Source organism: Qipengyuania sp. (genome assembly GCF_048550555.1).
Classification (GTDB): Bacteria; Pseudomonadota; Alphaproteobacteria; order Sphingomonadales; family Sphingomonadaceae; genus Qipengyuania.
The window spans coordinates 125630-146520 of the sequence record NZ_JBLYYF010000015.1; the positions used below are offsets into that span (position 1 = coordinate 125630).

The 20891-nt window shown below is 66.2% G+C and carries 19 protein-coding genes and 1 tRNA gene; 14 read left to right on the forward strand and 6 right to left on the reverse strand.

Annotation, left to right across the window (positions count from 1 at the left end):
• Positions 1–25: 25 nt before the first annotated feature.
• From infA to ACN4E0_RS03175, 6 genes are all read left to right on the forward strand, one after another.
• Positions 26–271, forward strand: a complete 246-nt coding sequence (infA, locus tag ACN4E0_RS03150) for a translation initiation factor IF-1 (RefSeq protein WP_047806247.1) — start codon at positions 26–28, stop codon at positions 269–271.
• Positions 272–328: 57 nt separating this feature from the next.
• Entirely contained in the window at positions 329–853 is a 525-nt protein-coding gene (locus tag ACN4E0_RS03155; protein WP_419565475.1) for a Maf family protein, read from the forward strand.
• On the forward strand, positions 846–1799 hold the full coding sequence (locus ACN4E0_RS03160; RefSeq protein WP_419565476.1) for a ribonuclease: 954 nt from the start codon (positions 846–848) through the stop codon (positions 1797–1799). The genes ACN4E0_RS03155 and ACN4E0_RS03160 overlap by 8 nt, the downstream gene beginning before the upstream one ends.
• A complete protein-coding gene (locus tag ACN4E0_RS03165; protein ID WP_419565479.1) occupies positions 1789–1977 on the forward strand; it encodes a DNA gyrase inhibitor YacG in 189 nt (62 codons plus the stop codon). The genes ACN4E0_RS03160 and ACN4E0_RS03165 overlap by 11 nt, the downstream gene beginning before the upstream one ends.
• Positions 1978–2065: 88 nt before the next feature.
• Positions 2066–2140 (forward strand) — tRNA-Phe (locus ACN4E0_RS03170).
• 50 nt (positions 2141–2190) lie between these two features.
• Positions 2191–3498, forward strand: a complete 1308-nt coding sequence (locus ACN4E0_RS03175) for a cation:proton antiporter (RefSeq protein WP_419565481.1) — start codon at positions 2191–2193, stop codon at positions 3496–3498.
• Here ACN4E0_RS03175 and ACN4E0_RS03180 read toward each other — a convergent pair.
• Positions 3495–4061: a GNAT family N-acetyltransferase gene (locus tag ACN4E0_RS03180; protein ID WP_419565643.1), complete on the reverse strand. Its 567-nt coding sequence runs from the start codon at positions 4059–4061 to the stop codon at positions 3495–3497. The two genes, ACN4E0_RS03175 and ACN4E0_RS03180, sit on opposite strands and share 4 nt — an antisense overlap.
• 169 nt (positions 4062–4230) lie before the next feature.
• On the opposite strand from ACN4E0_RS03180, the gene purC reads away from it, so the two are divergent.
• Both purC and ACN4E0_RS03190 read left to right on the forward strand, forming a co-directional pair.
• On the forward strand, positions 4231–5034 hold the full coding sequence (gene purC / locus ACN4E0_RS03185) for a phosphoribosylaminoimidazolesuccinocarboxamide synthase (protein ID WP_221603091.1): 804 nt from the start codon (positions 4231–4233) through the stop codon (positions 5032–5034).
• Positions 5035–5151: 117 nt separating this feature from the next.
• Positions 5152–8028, forward strand: coding sequence for a M16 family metallopeptidase (locus ACN4E0_RS03190; protein ID WP_419565484.1), 2877 nt, complete (start codon positions 5152–5154; stop codon positions 8026–8028).
• A 56-nt stretch (positions 8029–8084) separates the two neighbouring features.
• On the opposite strand, the gene ACN4E0_RS03195 is transcribed toward ACN4E0_RS03190, so the two are convergent.
• Positions 8085–10343, reverse strand: coding sequence for a TonB-dependent receptor (locus ACN4E0_RS03195; RefSeq protein WP_419565486.1), 2259 nt, complete (start codon positions 10341–10343; stop codon positions 8085–8087).
• Between the two features lie 267 nt (positions 10344–10610).
• On the opposite strand from ACN4E0_RS03195, the gene purS reads away from it, so the two are divergent.
• Positions 10611–10844 carry a phosphoribosylformylglycinamidine synthase subunit PurS gene (gene purS, locus ACN4E0_RS03200; RefSeq protein WP_419565487.1) on the forward strand — a complete coding sequence of 78 codons (234 nt, stop codon included), beginning with the start codon at positions 10611–10613 and terminating at the stop codon, positions 10842–10844.
• The gene (gene purQ / locus ACN4E0_RS03205) at positions 10844–11521 is read left to right on the forward strand and encodes a phosphoribosylformylglycinamidine synthase subunit PurQ (RefSeq protein ID WP_419565490.1); all 678 of its coding nucleotides are present in this window, start codon (positions 10844–10846) and stop codon (positions 11519–11521) included. The genes purS and purQ overlap by 1 nt, the downstream gene beginning before the upstream one ends.
• Here purQ and ACN4E0_RS03210 read toward each other — a convergent pair whose 3' ends face one another.
• Both ACN4E0_RS03210 and glmS read right to left on the reverse strand, forming a co-directional pair.
• Positions 11522–13888 carry a putative bifunctional diguanylate cyclase/phosphodiesterase gene (locus tag ACN4E0_RS03210; protein WP_419565493.1) on the reverse strand — a complete coding sequence of 789 codons (2367 nt, stop codon included), beginning with the start codon at positions 13886–13888 and terminating at the stop codon, positions 11522–11524.
• 82 nt (positions 13889–13970) lie between these two features.
• On the reverse strand, positions 13971–15794 hold the full coding sequence (gene glmS, locus ACN4E0_RS03215; protein ID WP_419565495.1) for a glutamine--fructose-6-phosphate transaminase (isomerizing): 1824 nt from the start codon (positions 15792–15794) through the stop codon (positions 13971–13973).
• A 231-nt stretch (positions 15795–16025) separates the two neighbouring features.
• Between glmS and ACN4E0_RS03220 the strand changes: the two genes are divergently transcribed.
• Both ACN4E0_RS03220 and ACN4E0_RS03225 read left to right on the forward strand, forming a co-directional pair.
• Positions 16026–17567, forward strand: a complete 1542-nt coding sequence (locus ACN4E0_RS03220; RefSeq protein WP_419565498.1) for a CpaF family protein — start codon at positions 16026–16028, stop codon at positions 17565–17567.
• Positions 17568–17648: 81 nt separating this feature from the next.
• Positions 17649–17798: a hypothetical protein gene (locus ACN4E0_RS03225; protein ID WP_419565500.1), complete on the forward strand. Its 150-nt coding sequence runs from the start codon at positions 17649–17651 to the stop codon at positions 17796–17798.
• On the opposite strand, the gene ACN4E0_RS03230 is transcribed toward ACN4E0_RS03225, so the two are convergent.
• Positions 17795–18025, reverse strand: coding sequence for a hypothetical protein (locus ACN4E0_RS03230; RefSeq protein WP_419565503.1), 231 nt, complete (start codon positions 18023–18025; stop codon positions 17795–17797). The two genes, ACN4E0_RS03225 and ACN4E0_RS03230, sit on opposite strands and share 4 nt — an antisense overlap.
• A gap of 81 nt (positions 18026–18106) precedes the next feature.
• On the opposite strand from ACN4E0_RS03230, the gene ACN4E0_RS03235 reads away from it, so the two are divergent.
• Complete coding sequence (locus ACN4E0_RS03235) at positions 18107–19027, forward strand: DMT family transporter (protein ID WP_419565506.1); 921 nt, start codon at positions 18107–18109, stop codon at positions 19025–19027.
• 53 nt (positions 19028–19080) lie between these two features.
• Positions 19081–19209 (forward strand): hypothetical protein, encoded by a 129-nt coding sequence (locus tag ACN4E0_RS03240; RefSeq protein WP_419565508.1) that lies wholly within the window; start codon positions 19081–19083, stop codon positions 19207–19209.
• 76 nt (positions 19210–19285) lie between these two features.
• Here the strand turns inward: ACN4E0_RS03240 and ACN4E0_RS03245 are convergent, their stop codons facing one another.
• Positions 19286–20827 carry a fatty acid--CoA ligase gene (locus tag ACN4E0_RS03245; RefSeq protein ID WP_419565510.1) on the reverse strand — a complete coding sequence of 514 codons (1542 nt, stop codon included), beginning with the start codon at positions 20825–20827 and terminating at the stop codon, positions 19286–19288.
• Between the last annotated feature and the right edge of the window lie 64 nt (positions 20828–20891).

Here is a 20891-nt window from a genome sequence, read left to right on the forward strand (position 1 = left end):
CACTCGAACGGACACGACAGACTAGATGGCCAAAGAAGAACTTCTCGAAATGCGCGGCAAGGTGGTGGAACTGCTGCCCAATGCGATGTTCCGCGTCGAGCTCGAGAACGGCCATGAAGTGCTCGGCCACACCGCCGGCAAGATGCGCAAGAACCGCATCCGCGTGCTGGTGGGCGACGAGGTCCTGTGCGAGCTGACGCCCTACGATCTGACCAAGGCGCGGATCACCTACCGCTTCATGCCCGGTCGCGGCGGCCCCGGCCCGCAATAAGCGCCCGTGGGCCAGCCCACTCTCATTCTAGCATCGGCCAGTCCCCGGAGGCGCGAGTTGCTCGCCCGCCTCGGCGCGACTCCTGCCGCCGTCGCACCCGCCGATATCGACGAGACGCCGCGCAAGGACGAACTGCCACGCGACTACGCCCGCCGCATGGCGCGCGAGAAGGCCGAGGCGGCGGGATCGAGCGAGGGCTTCGTGCTCGCGGGCGACACGGTGGTCGCCGCCGGGCGCCGCATCCTGCCCAAGGCCGAGGACGAGCCCACCGCACGCCAATGCCTCGAGCTGCTCTCCGGCCGCCGTCACCGCGTGCTTTCCGCAATTGCGCTGCGCGCGCCCGACGGGACACTGCGCGAGCGACTGAGCGAAACGGTGGTGATCTTCAAGCGGCTCTCGTCCGACGAGATCGACGCTTACATCGCCAGCGGCGAATGGCACGGCAAGGCCGGCGGCTATGCGATCCAGGGCATGGCCGAGGGTCTGGTCCGCCGCATCCAGGGCAGCCACTCGGGCGTCGTCGGCCTGCCGCTCTACGAAACGCGCACGCTGCTGAAGGCGGCAGGGTTCGACCTTGCCTGAGTGGCTGATCGAGGAGGGCATCGGCGAGTGCCGCGCCCTGCTGATCGAAGGCGACGACGTCCTGGCCGCCAGGCTGCGCTGGCCCGGCGAACTTGCGGCGGGCGACGGGTTCGAGGGAAGGCTGCTGCGCAAGAACGGCACGCGCGGCGTGGCCGAACACCCTTCGGGTCGCGAGGTACTGATCGACAGACTGCCCCGCAATGCGAGCGAGGGGGCGAGCTATCACTTCGTCGTGACCCGCGCAGCCATGACCGAACGCGGGCGCTTCAAGCTTCCCGCCGCTCGCCCGGCGGACCAGGCCGGCCCGATTGCCGAGGATGTCTTCGAGACCGGCAAACCAGTCCGTCGCCTGCCCTCCGGTGCGTGGGAAGAGGTCTGGCATGCTGCATCCTCAGGCGGGGTCGCATTCGCCGGCGGGTCGATGCTCTTCGCCGTCACCCCCGCGATGACGCTGATCGACATCGACGGCGACCTTGCCCCGCGCGAGCTGGCCCTGGCCGCCGTTCCCGAAATCGCGCGCTGGCTGCCCTTGTTCGGTCTCGGTGGTTCGATCGGGATCGATTTCCCCACCCTCCAGGTCAAGGCAGACCGCAAGGCAGTCGACGCGGCGCTGGAGGAGGCGCTGGCCGACTGGCCGCACGAGCGCACCGCGATGAACGGCTTCGGCTTCGTCCAGATCGTCGCGCGGCTCGAAGGGCCCTCGCTGCTCCATCGCTTCGCTACCTCGCGGGTGGGACTGGCGGCGCGCATGGCCTTGCGGCGCGCCGACATGGTCGAGGGGCCGGGCGTGACGCTGTTGACCCTGCATCCCGCGCTCAAGGCCAGGCTCAAGCCCGAATGGCTCGCCGAACTCGAGCGGCGCACCGCGCGCCCGGTGCGGATAGAAATCGATCCGGGCCTTGCGATCGAGGCCGCCGCGGCCCAGATCGTCGCGCATGACGACTAAGTCCCGCCCCTGCCCGATCTGCAAGAAACCGCGCAGCGAGGAATACGCCCCCTTCTGCTCGAGCCGCTGCCGCGACCGCGACCTCTCGCAATGGTTCGGTGACGGCTATGCGGTGCCCGGACGGCCCGCGCTGCCCGAAGAAATCGCCGCCGAGGTCATTCGGGGGAAAGAGGACTAAATACCCCCTTGCCAAGGCGGTCCGGCTTCGCCATAGGCGCGCTCTCATTGCTCGCGGGGCCGCACCGGCCCCCTCGCCGAAGCAGTGTGCCCGGGTAGCTCAGTGGTAGAGCAGACGATTGAAAATCGTCGTGTCGGTGGTTCGACTCCGCCCCTGGGCACCACTTCGCTGCCCCGGCTTTTCCTGCATCGCCGCCCGCGCTAGGCATCGGTCATGCACGAAACCACCAGCACCGCGCTATCCGCTTTCGACATCGCTGCCCTGCTCGTCGTCGCTTCGGCGCTGCTGGGGTGGTTCAACCATCATTTCGTCAAGCTGCCGCATGTCATCGGGCTGACCGTGATGGGCGCGCTGAGCGCGATCGGGCTGATGGTCGCCAATGCCTTCATCCCCGCCATCACGGTCGACGACTGGGTCGCGGAGACGCTGCAGCGGCTCGATTTCACCGAGACGCTGCTGCAGGGCATGCTCAGCTTCCTGCTCTTCGCGGGCGCGCTGCATGTCGATCTCGACCGGCTCAAGAGCGCCTGGCTGCCGGTGCTGCTGCTGTCGACCTTCGGCGTGATGGTCTCGACCGTGCTCGTCGGCCTCGCCATGTGGGGCGTCGGATCGGTGCTCGGACTGCCGGTGGCGCCGATCTGGTATTTCGTCTTCGGTGCGCTGATCGCCCCCACCGACCCGGTCTCGGTGCTCGGCGTGCTCAAGGAAGAAAAGGTCCCGCAATCGCTGCAGAGCGCGGTCGCGGGAGAGAGCCTGTTCAACGACGGGGTCGGCATCGTCGTCTTCACCATCCTGCTCGGCGCCGCGCTGACCGGCGCCGATTTCTCGCTCGCCGAGGGCGCGCGGCTGTTCGCGTTCGAGGCGGGTGGCGGTGTGCTGGTCGGCCTCGTGTTCGGCTGGATCGGCTATCGCGCGCTCGCCAGCATGGACGAATATACGCTCGAGGTGCTGATCACGCTGGCGATCGTCATGGGCGGCTATGCGCTGTGCTCCTCGCTCCACGTCTCCGGCCCGCTGGCGATGGCGGTCGCCGGCCTGCTGATCGGCAACCAGGGGGTTACCTACGCGATGAGCGACGTGACCCGCGACTATGTGATCAAGTTCTGGGAGCTGGTCGACGAGCTGCTCAACTCGGTGCTGTTCCTGCTGATCGGGCTCGAGATGATCGCGCTCGCCGCCGGGGTGGACGACCTGCTCTTCGGCCTCGCCGCGATCCCGCTGACGCTCGTCGCGCGCGCAATCGCCGTGACGCTTTCGACGAAGGCGATCCCGGCGGCACGGCTATCGGACAAGGGCGCGGGCCGGGTGCTGTGGTGGGGCGGCCTGCGCGGCGGCATCTCGATCGCGCTGGCGCTGTCGCTACCGCCCGGCGAGACGCGCGAACTCATCCTCGCGGCCACCTTTGCCGCCGTGCTGTTCAGCGTGCTGGTCCAGCGCGCGACGCTCGGCAGGCTGATCGAGAAGCTCAAGGACGACCATGCCCCGGCGGTCGAGGATACCCCCTCGACGGCGGTCCACTAGAGCGCGCCGATCCAGAACTGCATGGTATGCGGGATTTCGCCGACGCTGCCTCGCGTCTTCCAGTCGAGCACGGTGGTGAGCCCTTCGGCCTTCTCGTAGCCGCGGCCGCGCCAGAAGTCGTCGAGCGGGCGGTAGCCTTCCGGCCGGTGCGGATCATCCTCCGCCCGGCCCACGGCGCAGAAGCAGGCATGGCTCGCCCCGGCCGCGCGCGCCGCCTCTTCGCGCCGGTCGAAGAAAGCGTGGCCGATGCCCTGCCCGCGAAAGGCGGGCAGCAGCACGCTCTCCCCGAAATAGAACAGGCGCGCGATGGCGTGACCGTGCTCTTCGAAAGGGCGGCGGAATTCCGCCTTCTGCCCCGCCATGGGCGAGGCGGTCGCGGCCCCGACGATCCGCTCGCCATCCATGGCGGCGATCAGCACCGATCCCGGCTCCGCGGCGAATTCGCGCAGATAGTCACGCTCGTATCCGGCATCGCCGTCATAGAGATAGGGGAAGTCGGCGAAGACTGCGATTCGCAGCGCCGCGAGCGCATCGAGCGCGCCGGTCAGCGCGCTCCCCTGCAACCGTTCGACCGATACCCCATGGCCCCCGGCTACTGGTCGCAACCCTGCCGCGCAATTGCTTTCGCGCACCTGCTTCTGTATGGGGCTTCGCACACGCCCCGGCAGTCGCAATCGCCCGTCGATTGAGCGCCGGGGCGGCTGTCTTTTACGCGCGAAGGAATGCACGCCCATGGCTCGTCGCCGCCAGATCTACGAAGGCAAGGCCAAGATCCTCTACGAAGGCCCCGAACCGGGCACGATCATCCAGTATTTCAAGGATGATGCGACCGCGTTCAACGCCCAGAAGAAGGGCACGATCAACGGCAAGGGCGTGATCAACAACCGCATCAGCGAGTATGTCTTCACCCGCCTCAGCCACATCGGCATCCCGACTCATTTCATCCGCCGCCTCAACATGCGCGAGCAGCTGGTCCGCCAGGTCGAGATCATCCCGCTGGAGGTGGTCGTGCGCAATGTCGCGGCGGGCACGCTGTCCAAGCGCCTCGGGATCGAGGAAGGCGAACTGCTGCCGCACACGCTGATCGAATATTGCCTCAAGGACGACAGCCTCGGCGATCCCAAGGTCTCCGAAGAGGAAATCGCCTGCTTCAATTGGTGCAGCCATGAAGAGCTGCAGGACATGTCGTCGATGGCGATCCGCATCAACGATTTCCTGTGCGGCATGTTCAGCGCGATCGACATCCGCCTGGTCGATTTCAAGCTCGAATTCGGCCGCATCTGGGACGGCGATTACAGCCGCGTGATCCTGGCCGACGAGATCAGCCCCGACGGCTGCCGCCTGTGGGACATCAACACCGGCGAGAAGCTCGACAAGGACCGCTTCCGTCGCGATCTGGGCGGCGAGAGCGAGGCCTATCAGGAAGTCGCGCGCCGGCTCGGCCTGCTACAGAACGACGACAGCGGCCCGGGCGAAGTGCTCGACATGAGCGCCCATCGCGGGCGCCTGCGCACTCCGAGCAAGCCCAAGAAATAGGCGTTCCGCAGCTTGCGGCGCATGTGGCGCCGAGTAGTGCGGGAAAGCTTGGCTTAAGCCTGGCGATTGCATAGCGTCGGACCACGTCCGGCCTCGGCCGCAATCGCACAGGTTCTCGTGTCCGCATTCTCCACCAGCCGCATGCTCGCGGCGCTCCCGCTTCTCGCCCTCGCCCACCCGCTGATTGCGGGCGACGCGCCCGTTGTCCCGCCTGTAGAAGCCGTCCAGACGAGGACCGGCTGGGGCCATCCCGTCTACGACATCGCCCCCGATCCCGCGGTCCGTTTCGGCATGCTGGCCAACGGCCTGCGCTACGCTATCCTAAAGAACGGCACGCCCGAGAACACGGCGGCGGTGCGCTTCGGCTTCGACGTCGGCTACATCGACGAGAGCGAGGAGGAACTGGGTCTCGCGCACATGCTCGAGCACATGGCCTTCAACGGCTCGAAACAGGTGCCCGAGGGCGAGATGGTCAAGCTGCTCGAGCGGCTCGGGCTCGCCTTCGGTGCGGATACCAATGCCTCGACCGGCTTCGAGGACACGATCTACAAGCTCGATCTCCCCCGCACCGACGAGGCGCTGCTCGACACCGCGCTGATGCTGATGCGCCAGACCGCGAGCGAACTGACGATCGCCGACGATGCGGTCGATCGCGAGCGCGGGGTGATCCAGTCCGAAACGCGCACGCGCAACAGCTATTCGCTGCGGCGCTTCAAGAACTGGTTCGATTTCGTCGCACCCACCACGCTCTATTCGCAGCGCTTCCGCGCCAAGGGGACCGAGGAAATCATCGATTCCGCACCGGGCCAGGTACTGCGCGATCTCTACCGGCGCTACTATCGGCCCGACAACGCGGCGCTGGTGGTGGTCGGCGACATCGATCCCGATACGGTCGAGGCGAAAATCCGGGCCACATTCGGCGACTGGACGGCGCCCGCGACGGCGCGGGTCGAGGTTGACAAGGGCGCGCTCGACCTCGCACGCGGGCCGGCGGCGGCCAATTTCGTCGACCCCGATGTCCAGACACTGGTCACGATCGACCGCTTCGCCCCCTATGTCGAACGCCGGCCGACCGTGGCGGAAAGCGCCCAAACCCGGCTGATCGCGCTCGGCACCGCCATTCTCGACCGCCGCCTGCAGAAGATCGCCAATGCGTCCGATTCGCCGATCATCAGCGGCAACGCCTCGGCTTCGGACTTCTTCGACATCCAGCGCGAGGCGCAGGTCGCGATCGAGGCGCGCGAGGGCGAATGGCAGCGCGCGCTGGAAGTCGGCGAGCAGGAATGGCGCCGCGCGGTCGAACATGGCTTCACCGAGGCCGAACTGGCCGAGCAACTCGCCAATTTCGAGCAGCGCTATCGCGATGCGGCGCGCCAGCAGGACACGCGGCGCAATACGCAGCTCGCCGACGGGATCCTCTCGACCGCACGCCACGAGCGGATCTTCGTCACCCCGCAGACGACCTACGAGCTGTTCCTCGCACAGAAGCCCGCGATCACCGCAGAGGCGGTGTCGCAGGCCTTCGCGCGTCACTTCGCGCTGTCGGACCCGCTGATCCACGTCTCGACCAAGCAGCCGATCGCCGATGCGCAGGCGGCCATTCTCGACGCCTGGCGCGCCTCCGCCGCCGAACCGGTCGATCCGCCTGCGGATACCAGCGGGCAGGCCTTCGCCTATGACGATTTCGGCACACCCGGGACGGTGGCCGAAGACGGCATGGTCGAAGACCTCGGCGTCCGCACGATCCGCTTCGCCAACAATGTCCGGCTCAATCTCAAGCCCACGCCATTCGAGAAGGACCGGGTGCGCTTCGCGATCCGTCTCGGTTCGGGCCAGCTGGCACTGCCGCGCGACCAGATGGCGCAGGCGGTCTTCCTTTCCTCGGTCAGCGCGCTCGGCGGGCTCGGGCAGCAGGGCTATGACGAGCTGCGCCAGGTACTCGCCGGGCGCCAGGTGACCTACGGCTTCGACGCGGGCGAGGACAGGTTCACGGTGCGCGGAAGCACCACGATGGCCGACCTGCCGCTGCAGCTCCGCCTCAGCGCCGCCTATTTCAGCGATCCCGGCTTGCGGCCCGAAATGCTCACGCGCTGGCAGGCGGTGATCCCGCCTTATGTCGCGCAGCTCGACGCGACCCCGCAGGCGGTGGCGCGCGCGCAGGTTCCGCGAATTCTCGCCGACGGCAATCCGCGCTTCGGCCTGCCCTCCGAAGAAGAGCTTACGTCGGTCACGCTCGAGCAGGCCCGCGCGCTGGTGGCCGAGCAGTTCGCCCGGGCACCGATCGAAATCTCCGTCGTCGGCGATTTCGACGGCGACGCGGTGATCGCCGCAGTCGCCGCGAGCTTCGGCGCCCTGCCCCAGCGCGCGCCGACGCTGGAGAGCTGGGACAGCGAGCGCGTGGCACAGTTCGCGAGCGATCGCAGCGAGCGTGTCCTTACGCATGCCGGCGCGAGCGACCAGGCGCTGGCGCTGACCTATTGGCCGACCACCGACGACGGCGACGCGCAGGAAGCGGCGACCATGCAGATGCTTGCGCTCGCCATGCGGCTCGAACTGCTCGACCGCATTCGCGAACAGCTCGGCGCCTCCTACTCGCCCGGCGCGGGATCGAGCATGTCGAGCATCTATCGCGGATACGGGACCTTCTCGACCTCGGTCGTGGTCAAGCCCGAGCAGGCCGACGAGGTGTTTGCGGCGGTCGATGCGATCGTCGAGGATTTCCGCCAGGCGCCGATCGATGCCGACCTGCTCGAGCGTGCGCGGACCCCGCTGCTCGAGCAGATCGCGCTGAGCCGGCGGGAGAACGGCTGGTGGCTTGCCGTCATCGACGAAGCGCAGCTGCGCGCCGAGCGGCTCGACCGCGTGCGCAGTTATGAGGACCGCATCCGCGCGGTCACGCCCGAAATGCTGCAGGCCGCGGCGCAGCGCTATCTCGATCCGGCGCAGGAACTCCGCATCCGCGTGGTCCCTGCCGAGCCTGTCACGCAGCCCTGAAAAAAGGGGCCGGAGGGATCGCCCCCCCGGCCCCGATTTCCTGACGCGGTCCCGCCTTAGTAGCTGACGCGCGCCGAGATGCCGAACACGCGCGGATCGTTGACGAAGGCGGTGTTGTTGTTGAAGTCGATACCGCCCTTCACATTGTCGGCATCGGTGATGTTGCGCACGAAGGCCGCGACCTCGAACGTGCCGTCGGTGCGGGCGTAGCCCACGCGCAGCCCGCCTTCGATCTGGTTGTTCGCGCTGAACTCCTCGCTTTCGTAGAGGAAGAAGTTGGTCTTCCCCTGATAGGCCCAGTCGGTGAAGAAGAACACTTCACCGGCGTTGCCGACCGGGAAGGCGTACCGCGCGGTGACGTCGGCGATCCATTCGGGAGCATTGGGGAACGGGTTGCCGTCGACGAGCGCGCGGTCGGTCCCCGACAGGGTCACGATCGGATCGGTCACGGTGCACTGCGCACAGATACCTACTGCCAGATTCTCGTCCTGAATCTTGGTGTTGTTCCAGCTCAGGCCTGCAGTGAGCAGGAAGTCCGGGGTCACCTGGAAGGCGCTGTCGAGTTCGAAACCATAGCCGCGACCCTTGTCGGCATTGACCAGCTGGACGAGGTTGTTGACGCCGCCAACAGCGGTGAACTGCGGATCCTCGATCGTGTAATAGTAAACCGCGCCGTTGAGGCGGACACGGCGACCGGCCAGTTCCGACTTGAAGCCGGCTTCGTAGCTCATGATCTTTTCCGACGTCGCGATCGACGGCGGCGAACCGAAGGCCACGTCGCGGCCCTGGATGGTCGGAGCGCGGAAGCCGTTGGCGAGGCGCGCATAGACGCTGGCATCGTCGCTCACGTCGAGGAAGGCCGACAGGTCCCAGCTCAGGCGCTCGTCCTTGACGATGCGGTACTGCGTGCCCGGGCCGGAGATGAACGACGTCTGGGTGACGTCGAATTCCTTCATGTCGTCGGTCCAGCGCAGGCCGCCGGTAAGCTTGAGCACATCGCTTGCCCGCACCGACACTTGGCCGAAGGTCGCCCAGCTGTCGTTGGTGTGGCGCACAGTGACCGGCGGCGGGAAGCCGAAGCCGACCGTGGTGACGTCGAAATCGCTCTTGAAGACGAACATGCCGACCTGCCAGTCGATCACGCCGCCAGGGTTCGATGCGAGGCGAACCTCGTGGGTGAACTGCTCGAGATCGATCGAGTCCTGCGTATCCGATTCGAACGGAATGAAGCCCGGGCCGGTCTCGATCACGATATCGGGGTCGGTCGCATCGCGGATGACGAAGCCGCCATCGATGTCGCCGCGGCTCGAACCTTCGCTGCTGGCCCAGGAGGTGATGCTGGTCAACGTCGCGAAATCGGCATCATAATCGAGCTTGAAGCTGCCGACGAAGGCATTGTACTTCGCCACATTGCCGCCGCCGGCGTCGTAGAACACCGTGTCGCGGTCGTAGTTGGCGTTGAGATCGTTGTTGCCGGGGCCGAGGATATTGGCACGGAACAGCGTCGAGGTCCCGTCGAGATCGCGAAAGGCAACCGAGCCGAGCAGCGACAGGCGGCTGTCGGGGGTGATCAGCAGCTGCGCGCGACCGGCAAGCTCGTCATAACCGCCGAGCACGTCGTCCTGGCCGGTGAAGCCGTTGTCGACCCAGTCGTCGCGGTGCTGGTAAAGACCCGACACGCGCAGCGAGGCGACGCCCGGCGCGATCGGAACGGTCACGCCGCCATCGAGCGAGAGCGAATTGAAGCTGCCGTAGCTCGCCGAAACCTGCGCGGCGAACTGGTCGCCCGGCTTGGCGGTGTCGATCTTGACGATACCGGCCGGCGTGTTGCGCCCGAACAGCGTGCCCTGCGGGCCGCGCAGCACTTCGATGCGCTCGACGTCGAAGATGGGGAAGCTCTTCAGCGTGACGTTTTCCATCACGATGTCGTCCATGACGACCGAGACCGGCTGCGAGGCGGCGAGATCGAAATCGGTGTTGCCGAGGCCGCGGATGTAGAAGCGCGGCGCGGCGCGGCCGTTCGAGCTTTCGACGAACAGGCCGGGGACGCGCGCGGCGAGCGCGGTCACCTCGGCCCCGGCGTCGAAGATGGTCTTTACCATGCTCGAATTGAGCGTGGCGGCCGAAACGGCGACGTCCTGGAGGTTTTCCTCGCGCCGGTTGGCGGTGACGATGATCGTGTTGAGCTGGCCTTGGGTCGCTTCCGCGTCGGCGGGAGTTTGGGCTTCCTGGGCGAAGGCCGGCTGCGCAGCGAAAGCCGCGAGCGCGAGAGTGCTTGCCCCGAGGAGATGGGCAGCGGTCGAACGGATGGTCATGGCGGGGAGAGTTCCTGCTTGAGCTCGCATCGTATCACGCGGGCATTTGGAGGTGTGCGGCAATATCGCCGTCCGCGCCCGATAGCATGACGGCCCGGTTTTTGGGGCGCGACACGCGGTTCGGCGTCAGTTTCGTGTCAATTGTTGCAATCGCGCTACACGCGTTTCGATTATGTCACGCATGCGACCGGGGGTGCGATCCGCGTCCGACGCTTGAATGCACGCGGCGGCTGCGCCATAGGCGCGGCAAACGAAAGGCCTTGCCCGATGAAGATCCGCGTCCACGTCTCTCTCAAGCCCGGCGTCCTCGATCCGCAGGGTCGTGCCGTCCACCATGCGCTCGAAGGTCTCGGCTTCGCCGGGGTGGAAGATGTCCGGGTCGGTCGGATGATCGAGCTCGACGTGGCCAACGATACGAGCGACGATGCCCTCACCGAAATGTGCGAGAAGCTGCTCGCCAACACGGTGATCGAAAACTACCGCATCGAGAAGGTCGGCTGATGTCGTTCCGCGCCGCCGTTATCACCTTCCCCGGATCGAACTGCGACCGCGACATGGCTGTGGCGCTCGAACAGGTCTCGGGCGCCGCGCCGCTGCGCGTTTGGCATGGCGATGCCGACCTGCCCGAGCGGCTCGATTTCATCGCCCTTCCCGGCGGTTTTTCCTATGGCGACTACCTCCGCTCGGGCGCGATGGCGGCGAACAGCCCGATCATGCGCAGCGTCAAGCAGCAGGCCGAGCGGGGCGTCCCCGTGCTGGGCATTTGCAACGGCTTCCAGGTGCTGACCGAAGCGGGGCTGCTGCCCGGCGCGCTGATGCGCAATGCCGGCCAGACCTTCATCTGCCGCACCGTGGCGCTGACTGTCGAGAACAGCCAGACGCTGTTCACCGGCGGCTACGACAACGGCCAGACGATCCGCATTCCGGTGGCCCATCACGACGGCAACTACTTCGCCGACGAGGACACGCTCGACCGGCTCGAGGGCGAAGGCCGCATCGCCTTCCGCTATGCCGAGACCTGCAACGGCTCGCGCCGCGACATCGCCGGCGTGCTCAACGCCGCGGGCAACGTGCTCGGCATGATGCCGCACCCCGAACGCGCCGTCGATGCGGCGCATGGCGGGACCGACGGCCTCGCCCTGTTCGAGAATGCGGTGAAGGCCCTCGCCGAGGCCTGATCAGGCGCTCTTGAGGCGCCACTCCTCGGCCTGACGGTTGAGGAGCGAGCGGACATCGCCCGCGGGCATCGGCCGCCCGAAGTGGAAGCCCTGGATCTTGGTGCAGTGGAGGCCGCGGATCATCGCCGCCTCTTCCTCGTTTTCGACCCCTTCGGCGGTGGTGGTCATGCCGAGGCTGTCGGCCATGGCGACCACGGCGCGGATGATCGCGATCGATTCGGGGCTCTGCTGCGCCGCGCCCTGCACGAAGGTCCGATCGACCTTGATGGTCGAGAACTTGAGCTTGCGCAGATAGCCGAGCGAGGAATAGCCGGTCCCGAAATCGTCGAGCGCGATCGAGCAGCCGATCGCCATGCATTCCTCGAGCGCTTTTCGCGCGACGCTGGCGTCGCGCAGGAAGATGCTCTCGGTGACCTCGATCTCGAGCCGCTTGGGATCGAGCCCGCTTTCGCTCAGTGCGCGCACGACGGTGGCCACGAAATCGGGCTCGAGCAGCTGCTCGGGCGAGACGTTGACGTTGACGCGCACATTGGCCGGCCAGTGCGTGGCGGCCTCGCGGCACGCCTCCTCCATGACCCAGGTCCCGATCGGCACGATCAGGCGGGTGTCCTCCGCCAGGGGCACGAACTTGCCAGGGCTGACGAAGCCGTGTTCGGCGCTGTTCCAGCGGATCAACGCCTCGAAGCTGACCACGCCCTCGGTCCGGGCGTCGACTACTGGCTGGTAGTGCAGCACCAGTTCGTCGCGCTCGAGCGCATGGCGGAGCGAGTGTTCGAGCTGTCGGCGCTCTTCGGCATTGGCATGCAGCGAGGGTTCGTATTCGCGATGCGCCCCGCCGCCTTCGTCCTTGGCGCGATAGAGCGCCAGGTCGGCGTTGCGCAGCAATTCCTCGACCGTGCGCCCGTCGCGCGGACCCAGCGCCGAACCGACGCTGGCACCGACGTAGAGGACGTGGTTTTCGATCTCGTAGGGCTCGGACAGGCGCTCGATGATCTCGCGCGCGAGGCTCTCGATCCGGTCGCGTTTCGCCGCATCGCGAATGACCACCGCGAATTCGTCGCCGCCCAGCCTTCCACAGACCTCGTCATCGGTCATGAGGCTCTTCAACCGCCCGGCGACTTCCGCAAGCATACGGTCGCCGACAAGATGGCCGAGCGAATCGTTGATCGCCTTGAAGCGGTCGAGGTCGATCATCATGAAGGCGCAGCGCGAGCGCCACTGGGCGGCGTATTGCAGCGCCTCGCCCAGCGCCTCGTTGAGCATCCGCCGGTTGGGCAGATGGGTCAGCGTGTCGTAGCGCGCCAGATATTCGATCTTTTCGGAGGATTCACGCTGCTCGGTGACGTCCGAACCGACGCCGCGGAAGCCGTGGTAACTGCCGAATTCGTCGATAATCGGCGTACCCGACAGCTCCCACCAGCGATCCTGCCCGTCGATCGAAACCTTGACCAAAAGATTGGAGAAATTCTCCTTGCGCTTCAGCCGGTCGGCCAGCTCGTGCAGGCTTTGCGGGAAACGCCCGGTCTTCCAGCCATTGCCCGAGATGAGCTGGAGGAAGGACTGCCCTTCGACCTGGGTCGATTCCTGCCCCAGCGCGAAGGCGAAGCGGGGCGAGACGGACTTGAGGCGGCGCCGCGTATCGATCTGCCAAAGCCAGTCGGCCTTGCCTTCCTCGAACTCGCGCAAGAGCATCGAAACGACTTCGCTCTTTTCCTGCATCGCCGATTCGGTGAGGCGCACGGCCACCGCCACACGCGCGCTCTCGATGACGCCGAAAACGGACATCAGCGTCGACAGGAGCACCACTGCCGCCAGAATGAACTGCCCGGCAATCAGCGCGGCGAGCAGCCCACCCACACCCACGGCGAGCGTGAAACTGATCGAGGAAAGCGAGGCGCCGAAGCGGCTGGCGCTGCTCGCCAGTACCATCATCGCAGCGATGCTCCACACCAGAACCGTCTCGGCCGGGTGGGCGAATAGGGCGCTCAGGATCATCCCCACGCCCCACATCGCGCCCTTGCCGGCGGCCGTCATGGCATGCGTCTTGATTTCGCCAAGCGAGATGCTGCGCGTGTCCGCGTCGCTCAAACGGCGATCGGCACGGGCCGAGAACCCGACGGCGAACAGCAAGCCCACTCCCCAGAACCCCAGCAGGGGCAGCGGAACCGTATTGCGAAGCGTCGCTGCGGCAAGGAAAAAACCGAGCACGTGAAGCGCTGCGCGCACGCCCATCCGCTGCTTGAGCAGGGCATATTGATGCCCGTGGACCTGCGCCCAGTCCCCGCCCTCGGGCGCATCCATCCCGATGACCTGTCCGATCGACAGCGAGGTCGCCTTCGCCTTGAGAGTGGGTGCCTGTTCGCTCACGGTGGCACCGTTAACCGGAAAACCTTATCTCCGGGTAAAGGCCTACCACACCGTACAGCGCCGCCTGCGCAGCCTGCGCAGCCTATTCCACGGTTACCGATTTCGCCAGATTGCGCGGCTGGTCGACATCGGTGCCTTTGACGCAAGCGACGTGATAGGCGAGCAATTGCACCGGAATGGCATAGACCAGCGGCGCGATCAGCGGGTGGACGCGCGGCATCTCGATCGTTGCCAGGCATCCCTCGCCCGCCTGCTCCAGACCCTCGGCATCCGAGATAAGGACGATCTGTCCGCCGCGCGCGCGTACCTCTTCCATGTTCGAGACGGTCTTCTCGAACAGCGGCCCCGAGGGCGCCAGGACGATCACCGGGACCGCGTCGTCGATCAGCGCGATGGGCCCATGCTTCATCTCGCCGCTGGCATAGCCTTCGGCATGGATGTAGCTGATTTCCTTGAGCTTCAGCGCCCCTTCCAGCGCCAGCGGGAAATCCGGACCGCGGCCGAGATAGAGCACGTCGCGCGCCGGGGCGATGAGATGCGCCATGCTGGCGATGTCGTCGTCATGGTCGAGCGCGGCATTGAGCGCGGCGGGAGCCTCGAGCAGGTGGGCGACTACCTCCTGCTCCTCCGCGCGGCTCATCAGCCCCTTCTTCACCGCCATATGCGCGGCCAGCGCGGCGAGCACCGCCAGCTGGCAGCTGAATGCCTTGGTCGAGGCGACCCCGATTTCGGGGCCCGCATGCGTCGGCAGCAGCAGATCGGCCTCGCGCGCCATCGAACTGGTCGGCACGTTGACGATCACGCCGATCGTCTGGCCGTGCTGCTTGCAGTGGCGCAGCGCCGCCAGCGTATCGGCGGTCTCGCCGCTCTGCGAGATGAACAGCGCGAGCCCGCCCTGCTCCAGCACCGGTTCGCGATAGCGGAATTCGGAGGCGACATCGATGTCGACGGGTACGCGGGCAAACTGCTCGAACCAGTATTTCGCCACCATGCCGGCATAGAAGGAGGTCCCGCAGGCGACGATGGTGACGCGCCGGACGCTGGAGAGGTCGAAATCGAATTGCGGCAGCGCGACCGAATTGTCCGCCTGGCGCAGGTAGGAGCCGAGTGTCTGCGCGACCACGGTGGGCTGCTCGAAAATCTCCTTCTGCATGAAGTGGCGGTAATTGCCCTTCTCCACCGCCGCCGCGGAAGCGCCCGAGGTGCGCACCTCGCGCTCGACCTGGGTATTTTCGGCATCGTAGATCGTCGCGCCTTCGCGCGTCACCACCACCCAGTCGCCTTCTTCGAGATAGCTGATCTGCTGCGTCAGCGGAGCGAGCGCGAGTGCATCGGAGCCGATGTAAGTCTCCCCTTCGCCATAGCCGACGACCAGCGGCGACCCCCGCCGCGCCCCGATCAGCAGTTCGGGATGGTCGCGAAAGGCGATCGCCAGAGCGAAGGCGCCACGCAGCCGTGGCAGCACGCCGGCCAAGGCTTCCTGTGGGCTCCTGCCCTGCTCGACCAGCCACGAAATATGCTGCAGCACGACCTCGGTATCGGTGTCGCTTTCGAGCGTGCGGCCCGCCTCGCGCAGTTCGGCACGCAGTTCCTTGTAGTTTTCGATAATGCCATTGTGCACCAGCGCTACATGTTCGGTCGCATGGGGGTGCGCGTTCTTGGCCGTCGGCGCGCCATGGGTCGCCCAGCGGGTATGCGCAATACCGACTTCGCCAGGAGCGGGATTGGCGGCGAGTTCGGTCACCAGATTGGCGAGCTTGCCCTCTGCGCGGCGCCGGATCAGCCGGCCTTCGTCCAAGGTGCAGACACCGGCACTGTCATAGCCGCGGTATTCCATCCGTCGCAGCCCGTCGACCAGTCGATCGGCCACGGCCTCCGCACCAACGATACCGATAATTCCGCACATGAGGCCCGTACTCCGAATAGCTGTGGCAGCCGACTTAGCCATTCCTCGCCGGCAATCAATCGGTGCTTGGAATTGTCGGTACGTCGACCCTGTGGCGCGGCCTGTCCCCACCCGCACCATTAGGGAAAAATCAAGGTTTCCTTTCTATTCACCACAACCCGTGAGACGGGCTTTGCCACTGTAGGGCACGGTCCGTCCGACGAATCAGTATTTTCCTCGGGGGTGACCGGAATGAGCGCATTCGGACGGAAGAACGGACCGGCAGGGATCAGTGCCGGTACGCGTCCGCAATTCGGGGTGGCCAAGCCCATGCGGGGCGGTACGCCGACCCCGGCGCAGAGCCGCGTCGACCGCGAAAGCGACGGCTCGCGCAGCGGCCAGCAATTCCCGCCCCTGCCCGACACCGATTCCGCCGTTCCCGCTCCCGTCGGGTCCTCGAACGGCGACGCCATGTCGCGCCTCGAAGAGCGGATGAACTCCACGCATTCGGGACAGAGCGAGGTCGGCGGGTTCGAAGCGAGCGTCCACAAGATCAAGGAACAGGTGCTGCCGCGCCTGCTCGAGCGCGTCGATCCCGAAGCGGCGGCGACGCTGACCAAGGACGAGCTGTCGGAAGAGTTCCGCCCGATCATCATGGAAGTGCTGGCCGAGTTGAAGGTCACGCTCAACCGGCGCGAACAGTTCGCGCTGGAAAAGGTGCTGGTCGACGAACTGCTCGGCTTCGGGCCGCTCGAGGAACTGCTCAACGATCCCGACGTCTCGGACATCATGGTCAATGGCCCCGACCAGACCTATATCGAAAAGAAGGGCAAGCTGGTCATCGCGCCGATCAAGTTCCGCGACGAGACCCACCTGTTTCAGATCGCCCAGCGGATCGTCAATCAGGTCGGCCGCCGAGTCGACCAGACCACCCCGCTGGCCGACGCGCGCCTCAAAGACGGCAGCCGCGTCAACGTGATCGTGCCGCCGCTCAGCCTGCGCGGCACCGCGCTGTCGATTCGTAAGTTTTCGGAAAAGCCGATCACGCTCGACATGCTCAAGGACTTCGGTTCGATGAGCGACAAGATGTGCACCGCGCTGAAGATCGCGGGCGCCTGCCGGATGAACATCGTCATCTCGGGCGGTACCGGCTCGGGCAAGACGACGATGCTCAACGCGATGTCGAAGATGATCGATCCGGGGGAGCGCGTGCTGACGATCGAGGACGCGGCCGAACTGCGCCTGCAGCAGCCGCACTGGCTGCCGCTCGAAACACGTCCGCCCAACCTCGAAGGCCAGGGTGCGATCACCATCGGCGACCTCGTCAAGAACGCCCTGCGTATGCGCCCCGACCGCATCATCCTGGGCGAAATTCGTGGCGCGGAGTGTTTCGACCTTCTCGCCGCAATGAACACCGGTCACGACGGGTCGATGTGCACGCTGCACGCCAACTCGCCGCGCGAGGCGCTCGGGCGTATGGAAAACATGATCCTGATGGGCGACATCAAGATCCCGAAGGAAGCCATCAGCCGTCAGATCGCCGAATCGGTCGACCTGATCGTGCAAGTAAAGCGCTTGCGCGACGGTTCGCGTCGCACCACCAACATCACCGAGGTGATCGGGATGGAAGGCGACGTGATCGTGACGCAGGAACTGTTCAAGTTCGAGTATCTGGACGAGAGCGAGGACGGCAAGATCCTCGGCGAATTCCGCAGCTCGGGCCTGCGCCCCTACACGCTCGAAAAGGCGCGCATGTTCGGCTTCGACCAGGCCTATCTCGAAGCCTGCTTGTAAGTACGCGCCGCATTACGTCGGCTTCATACAATCAGTCCGGCGCATGGCGGCGTATACCTTGGTCCAAGGTAGGACGACGCAATGCTCGACAAATTGTTTTTCCTCGGTGACCGCAAGCCGACGCGCAGGCAAACGCTGCGCGATCTCGATCGCGAGCGGCACTTCGAAGCACTCTACATGCAGAGCTTCACCGAGATGCGTGCTCGCAGCTCGAAGCCCCAGGTGCGCTAGCTCCCCAAGATAACGGGAACCGCCATGGCGAGGAGCCCTCCGCCAATCACCGCAAAGGTCAAGAACAGGCCGGTCCAGGGCATCCAGCCGACCCGGTTGATCTCGGCGCGCCTCATTCGCCGTCGCTCCATCACCAGGCAGGCCAGCGCCACGAGGACGCAGGCCGCGCCCCAATAAGCGGCCAGTTCGGCATCGCTGGCGAAAAGCAGGAATTCGGGCTCGGTCACGGCGCAGCCATATGGGCACGGCCCGTGGCCCGCGCAATCTCCGGCTTGCACTGCGATGAGGGTGGTCTAACCGCCAAGGCGATGCAGGCCGAGAGCGACCATCCCCACCACCGGCCCCTGCTCGCGCTGGGGCTGCGGCTCGCCGCCGCCTTCGTGCTCGCCGGGCTGCTCGCCTGCGTGAAGCTGGCCAGCAACAGAGGCATCCACCTCGCCGAGATCATGTTCTGGCGCCAGCTGCCGACGATCCCGATCCTGTTCGGCTGGTTTGCCCTACGCGACCGCCTCAAGCTGCTGCACACCCGACGCACCGCATCGCACCTGCGCCGCTCGGGCTTCGGCCTGATCGGCATGGCGATGAATTTCGGCGCAGCGACGCTGTTGCCGCTCGCGGTTGCGACCACGCTCAACTACAGCTCGGCGATCTTCGCGGTGCTGCTTTCCGCACTGGTCCTGCGCGAGCCGACGGGGCCCTGGCGCTGGAGCGCGGTGGCGATGGGATTCGCCGGCGTCGTGCTGATCGCCCAACCCTGGGGCAACGACCTGCCGCTGCTGGGGGCGGCGATCGCGCTGGGGGCGGCGCTGATGATCGCGCTGATCTCGGTCCAGTTGCGCGATCTCGGGAGGACCGAGCACCCGCTTACCATCGTGTTCTACTTCTCGCTTTTCACCGTGCCCTTCCTCGCGCTGGCGATGCCCTTCGTCGCGACGACGCACACGCCGGGCGAATGGTTGCTGCTGCTCGCCTGCGGGATCATCGGGCTGCTCGGGCAGGCGCTGCTGACCGCTGCGCTGCGCTATGGCGCGGTCGCGAATGTCATCGTGATGGATTACTCGGGCCTGGTGTGGGCGACGCTGTTCGGCTGGCTGGTGTTCGACAATCTGCCACCCTGGTCGACCTTGCTCGGCGCCCCGCTGGTGGTTGCCGCGGGCTTGCTCATCGCATGGCGCGCACACAGGCTCGGTCTGGAGCGTCGGGCAATCGCGGAACCGATCCAGGCATGACCCGTTCCAATTCGCGGAGCCAAACTACTGAGCCCTTCGGCAAGGAGATCACAATGATCAAGAAGATCCTGCTCGCATTCGGCATCACCGCGATGTCCCTCTCGGCCGCCGCCTGCAACACCGTCCGCGGCGCCGGTTCCGACCTGCAGTCAGCCGCCAACGCCGTCGACGAGGAAACCTGAGCCCACGGCATAGGAAAAAGAAAGCGCCCGCCCCGAACGGCGGGCGCTTTCTTTTGGGCCGCAGATCGCCGGGCGACTAGTTCACCTGCCGGTCGCGCCCTTCCCAATAGGGCGCGCGCAGCTCGCGGCGCAGGATCTTGCCGCTGGCGTTACGCGGCATTTCCGGGATCACGTCGATGGTCTTGGGGACCTTGAACCCCGCCAGCCGCTCGCGCGTGAAGGCGATGATGTCCTCGGGATCGATCTTGCTGCCGGGCTTGGCCACGACGCAGGCCTTGACTGCCTCGCCCCAGGTGTCGTCGGGCACGCCGATCACCGCCACCTCGCCCACCGCCGGGTGGCCGTAGATCGCGCTTTCGACTTGGGCGGGATAGACGTTCTCACCGCCCGAGATGATCATGTCCTTGATCCGGTCCTGAATGTAAACGTAGCCGTCCTCGTCCATATAGGCGGCGTCGCCGGTGTACATCCAGCCGTCCTTCAGCGCGCCTTTGGTCGCATCGGGCAGGTTCCAGTAGCCCTGCATGTTCGACGGGCTCTTGCAGATCAGTTCTCCGACCTCGCCGCGCGGTAGTTCCGCGCCATCGTCGCCCACCACCTTGAGCTCGGCTCCGGGCACCGCCCTGCCCGCCGATTTCATCCGCTGGTTGCCTTCGAGCGTATGGTCGTCGGGCGGCAGCATGGCGATCGTGCCGGTGGTCTCGGTCATGCCGTAGCACTGGAGGAAGCCCGCCCCGGGGATCGTCTGCACCGCCTCGCGCAGCAGGTCGAGCGGGATCGGTGCGGCGCCGTACATCACGTACTTCACGGCGGAGAAGTCGGTGTCCTTCGCGCGCGGATGCTGGATCACCATCTGCAGCGCCGCGGGGACGATGAACAGCCGCGTGATCCCCTGCTCGAAACCGTCGAGCACGCCGTCGGGGGTGAATTCGGACTGGACGATCGCGCGGATGCCCGCGGCAATCGCCATGATGCCGAGCCCGGTCCCGCCGATATGGGCGCAGGGCATGCAGACGAGGATCGCCTCGTTCTCGTCCCATTTCGACCATGGCTGGGCCGCTTCCTCGGCCGGGAGGCGCAGCGAAAAGAGATTGCCATTGGTCAGCACCGCACCCTTGGGATTGCCCGTGGTGCCCGAGGTATAGAGCTGGAGCACGGCGTCGTCGGGTCCTGCCCCTTTGAAATCGTCGGCCGGAGCGGCAGCGATCTCGGCCTTGGCGGTGGGTGTGTCGACGATCTCGGGCGGATCGTCCATCTCGCCGCAGGCCTTGGCCGCGAGCTCGTCGAACCCCTCGTCGAGGAACAGCAGCCTCGCGCCGGTATCGCCGAGGATAAAGGCGATCTCGGGCGCGGCGAGACGCCAGCCGATCGGGACCATGACCACGCCCATCCGCGCCGCCGAATAGAACAGCTCGAAATAGTGCCGTGCGTTCTTGCCTAGCCAGGCGACGCGATCGCCCTTGGCGAGGCCGTGCGCGCCCAGCATCGCGACTATTTGCCTCGAGCGTTCCTCCAACTCGGCGAAGGTCAGCGCGTCGCCGTCCTGCTCGATCGCCACCTGGTCGGGTTTTTCGCTGGCCCAATGCCTGATGAGCTCATCGAAAGTGAGCTTCTGCATGCCGGTCATCCATCCTCTCCGCTGTTATCAGCCTTGAGAGCATCATGACATGTCAGTTGCGCCG

Coding starts and splice junctions, on each gene's coding strand:
- infA (WP_047806247.1), top strand. CDS start 26: ATGGCCAAAGAAGAACTTCTCGAAATGCGCGGCAAGGTGGTGGAACTG.
- ACN4E0_RS03165 (WP_419565479.1), top strand. CDS start 1,789: ATGACGACTAAGTCCCGCCCCTGCCCGATCTGCAAGAAACCGCGCAGC.
- ACN4E0_RS03175 (WP_419565481.1), top strand. CDS start 2,191: ATGCACGAAACCACCAGCACCGCGCTATCCGCTTTCGACATCGCTGCC.
- purC (WP_221603091.1), top strand. CDS start 4,231: ATGGCTCGTCGCCGCCAGATCTACGAAGGCAAGGCCAAGATCCTCTAC.
- ACN4E0_RS03195 (WP_419565486.1), bottom strand. CDS start 10,343: ATGACCATCCGTTCGACCGCTGCCCATCTCCTCGGGGCAAGCACTCTC.
- purS (WP_419565487.1), top strand. CDS start 10,611: ATGAAGATCCGCGTCCACGTCTCTCTCAAGCCCGGCGTCCTCGATCCG.
- purQ (WP_419565490.1), top strand. CDS start 10,844: ATGTCGTTCCGCGCCGCCGTTATCACCTTCCCCGGATCGAACTGCGAC.
- glmS (WP_419565495.1), bottom strand. CDS start 15,794: ATGTGCGGAATTATCGGTATCGTTGGTGCGGAGGCCGTGGCCGATCGA.
- ACN4E0_RS03220 (WP_419565498.1), top strand. CDS start 16,026: ATGAGCGCATTCGGACGGAAGAACGGACCGGCAGGGATCAGTGCCGGT.
- ACN4E0_RS03225 (WP_419565500.1), top strand. CDS start 17,649: ATGCTCGACAAATTGTTTTTCCTCGGTGACCGCAAGCCGACGCGCAGG.
- ACN4E0_RS03235 (WP_419565506.1), top strand. CDS start 18,107: ATGCAGGCCGAGAGCGACCATCCCCACCACCGGCCCCTGCTCGCGCTG.
- ACN4E0_RS03240 (WP_419565508.1), top strand. CDS start 19,081: ATGATCAAGAAGATCCTGCTCGCATTCGGCATCACCGCGATGTCCCTC.
- ACN4E0_RS03245 (WP_419565510.1), bottom strand. CDS start 20,827: ATGCAGAAGCTCACTTTCGATGAGCTCATCAGGCATTGGGCCAGCGAA.